This window comes from Streptomyces sp. NPDC001068, from assembly GCF_042897315.1.
Classification (GTDB): domain Bacteria; phylum Actinomycetota; class Actinomycetes; order Streptomycetales; family Streptomycetaceae; genus Streptomyces.
The window spans coordinates 1-1,420 of sequence record NZ_JBIAYD010000040.1; the positions used below are offsets into that span (position 1 = coordinate 1).

At 68.0% G+C, this 1,420-nt stretch carries 1 protein-coding gene; it reads left to right on the forward strand.

The genetic code is table 11. From position 1 onward, the window contains the following. The first annotated feature begins 60 nt into the window (after window positions 1-60). The gene (locus ACFY3I_RS43555; RefSeq protein WP_390866492.1) at window positions 61-1,335 is read left to right on the forward strand and encodes an IS701 family transposase; all 1,275 of its coding nucleotides are present in this window, start codon (window positions 61-63) and stop codon (window positions 1,333-1,335) included. Window positions 1,336-1,420: the final 85 nt, after the last annotated feature.

Sequence of the window (1,420 nt, forward strand, 5' to 3'; positions counted from 1 at the left end):
CTCCTAGTAGTGCTTCGTTAGGTCTTGGCGTTTGCGCTGATCAAGAGCATGGTGGCTTGTGTGGATGCGCATGAAGTGAACCGATTACGGGCGGCGTTGGCGTTGTTCGTGGCGGATGTGTTCGCCTCGGTGCCGCGCAAGGACCAGCGGGCCAAGGGCGAGTGTTATCTGCGGGGTCTGATGCTGGACGGCCGCCGCAAGTCGATCCAGCCGATGGCCGAGCGGTTGCCGGACGGGGACATGCAGGCCCTGCAGCAGTTCGTGAACCAGTCTCCGTGGGATCCGCTGCCGGTTCGGCGGCGGATCGCCGAGCGGCTGACCCGGGTGGTCGGTCCAGAGGTGTGGGTGATCGACGACGTGTCGTTCCCCAAGTGCGGCACAGCCTCGGTCGGGGTGGCCCGCCAGTACTGCGGAGCACTCGGGAAACGGGCGAACTGCCAGGTCGCGGTCAGCGTTCATGCAGCCACGGACGCCGCTTCCTGCCCGCTGCAATGGCAGTTGTATCTGCCGCGGGAGTGGACTGACGAGCCTGACCGCCGCCGCAGGGCAGGCGTCCCCGAGAACGTCGTCCATCAGGAAAAATGGCGCCTGGCGCTGGGCCTGCTGGACACACTCAACGAGTGGCAGTTGAAGGCGCCGGTCGTGGTCGCCGACGCCGGCTACGGCGTCAGCACCCCTTTCCGGCTCGGTCTCCAGGAGCGTGGACTGTCCTACGTCCTCGCGCTGACCGGGAAGGAAGTCGCTCACCCGGAAGACACGGAGCCGCACCGGCCCGCCTACAGCGGACTCGGACCGCCCACGCTCGCCCGCTACCGCACCCCGCCCCGAGCCCTTTGCGTCCTCGCGGCACAGGCGGGTGCCCGGCAGTGCACGAAGGTGACCTGGCGCCGGGGCAGCAAAGGCGTGATGACCTCACGGTTCATGACGCTGAGGGTGAGGCCCGCGGGCAAGCAGTCCCTGGCCGCCGCGCAGGAATCGGGCGGCGGCCGCAACCGGTGGGACGGGGTCCTGCCCCTGCAGACCGTCCTCGTCGAATGGCCACAAGACCAGGACGCCCCGACGGACTACTGGATAACGAACCTGCCGCCCACCACACCGATCGCCGATCTGGTGCGGTGGGCGAAGATGCGCTGGCGCATCGAGCACGACTACCGCGAGCTCAAGCACGGCCTGGGACTGGACCACTTCGAGGGCCGCACCTGGCGAGGCTGGCACCACCACGTCACCCTCGTCACCGCAGCCCAGGCCTTCCTCACTCTGCGCAGGCACGACCCAAAAGCCCCGGCACCGGCCCCAGCCTCTACCAGACCCTCGACGCCCTCCAGGACCTGCTGAGGTGCTGGACCGGCACCTGCACCACCTGCGGCCGCCCCCTCACCACCAGCAGACCCAGAACACGAACCTAACGAAGCACTACTAG